Source organism: Fictibacillus aquaticus, assembly GCF_002245695.1.
GTDB classification, from domain to species: domain Bacteria; phylum Bacillota; class Bacilli; order Bacillales; family Fictibacillaceae; genus Fictibacillus; species Fictibacillus aquaticus.
In genome coordinates this window covers 1-1,815 of record NZ_NOII01000052.1, presented here as the reverse complement: position 1 = coordinate 1,815, position 1,815 = coordinate 1, and the positions used below count along the sequence as shown (strand labels likewise).

The following is a 1,815-nucleotide window of genomic DNA, read 5'->3' as shown; positions in this document are numbered from 1 at the left end:
GCTGATTGAATCCGGACTCACTGCCTTCAGCATCGTACAAACGGATAGTAACGATGACGATGACTGCCGGTTAAACGAACTGATAGCAGAAGCATCCAAATCAGATCCAGAATCAGCAATCAATTTATTAAAAAATCAAGAGAACTGGAAAGAAAGTCTAAAATCTTTTCAAATTGTACTTTATGGTTCAAATGACGATCATTTCAATCAGCTTCGTGCTGTTCATGCGTATTGCCGGGAACAAGGAAAGACCTTTTTGCCTGTTACACTCTTGCAAGACATAACCTTTGCCGGGCCTTTAGTTCATCCAAAAACAAATNNAGATCACCGGTCTTTATGAAAAAGACAGTGATCGTCCTCTCTACTTACTTAATACGGAAACCCTTGAAGGAAACTGGCAATCCATCATTCCTCATCCAGTCATAAACGGACAACTAAAAACTGCAGCAATCCACGACCCTCTTGCGTTTCTAGAACAAAGCAAAAAAGAACAAACCGACTTGCTTCCTTTGTTTTACACTATCACTTCTAAAGAGTGCGGGATCTTTCATGTTTGGGAAGAAGGCGAACTAGAACAGCTTCCTCTATCACAATGTAAAGTTCAAACAGCTGATCCCCTTTCAAATGGACGTGCTAAGCTTCTTCCTGAACTCATCTGTACAGGATTCACTCATGAAGAAGCTAGAGTAGATGCCGGTCTGAACGGAATTGAAACCTATATGAAACGTATGTATGATAACTCCCACAGTGCCCTTGCCATAACAGGAGTGGGAACAGGTAAAACTGCAGCAGAAGGATTGTCTCGTGCCCTGCTAAACAGCCTTCACCATGAGTTTATTAAAAGAACCAATGAGCAGGATCTCTCCGTATCGATTTCCTTAGACATCACAAAAATAGAAGATGAACGGTGCCTTTATTTTCTGCAATCCCTTCAGTTATCACGTTCTGAACCGGCTATTTATTTAGGAAAACCGCTGCTTGGTTTTCCGGTTGTATATGTACGTTCACATGGTATGTGGTTTGGAAGTATTGGACTGAATAAAGTATTGGCCGTCAGCAGAGCTTTGCAAGCTGCTTTGCTGGCAGCTCAAAATAAGGAGATAAATATTAATCCATATGGTGCTGTATTTACTTCCCTTTCTATCAATAACGAGAAACAGCAAGATGTCAGCTGCAAATCACAGCCGTTGCATCAAACTTTCTTATCAGCTCTTATAACGTTACAAAAAAATCAAATAATACCACAATTCTTCCACCTCTCTGCAGAACCCCTGCTCAATAAGCACCTAGCAGGTATTTTCGGTGTCACGTTAACGGAGGAAACATGATGAAGCATTCTATTTCAGTTATCGGAAAAGGGCTGCTGGCTGATTATATGTACAAAGAACTAAAGGATCATTATGTTATTTCACGCTCAGCCTCAGTTGATGAGGCCGTGTTAAATCATGAAGTTCTCGCTCTCGTGCTTCATGATTCTTGGAGACCAGGAGACCATCTAAAAGCTGAGACGCTTTTTCATACACTTCGCATTCCATGGCTGAGAGGATTCGTACATTTTGGCGAGGCAGTGATCGGTCCTTTCGTAATTCCAGGCAAAAAAGGATGTTCAGAGTGTGCTGACACACGGCGTTTTATGGCAGGCCCTGAACGAAAAGAACAATTTCAGATTAAAGAATATAAAAAGGATCAGCTTGAAATTTTACCCGATCCATGGGCATCACGTCTCGGACTATGGCAGACTGCAAATCTTCTTTTAAACGAAGTTCATAGTTTCCTGCAAGCTGACACACCCCGTACCGATGAACACATTCTTCT

The 1,815-nt window shown here is 41.6% G+C and carries 2 protein-coding genes; both read left to right on the top strand.

Annotated features, from left to right (window positions below; genetic code table 11):
* Positions 1-500: 500 nt before the first annotated feature.
* Complete coding sequence (locus CGZ90_RS19330; RefSeq protein ID WP_094254138.1) at positions 501-1,328, top strand: hypothetical protein; 828 nt, start codon at positions 501-503, stop codon at positions 1,326-1,328.
* The coding region (locus CGZ90_RS19325) for a TOMM precursor leader peptide-binding protein (RefSeq protein ID WP_133063623.1) at positions 1,325-1,815 on the top strand (491 nt) is incomplete at its 3' end. The genes CGZ90_RS19330 and CGZ90_RS19325, both read left to right, overlap by 4 nt.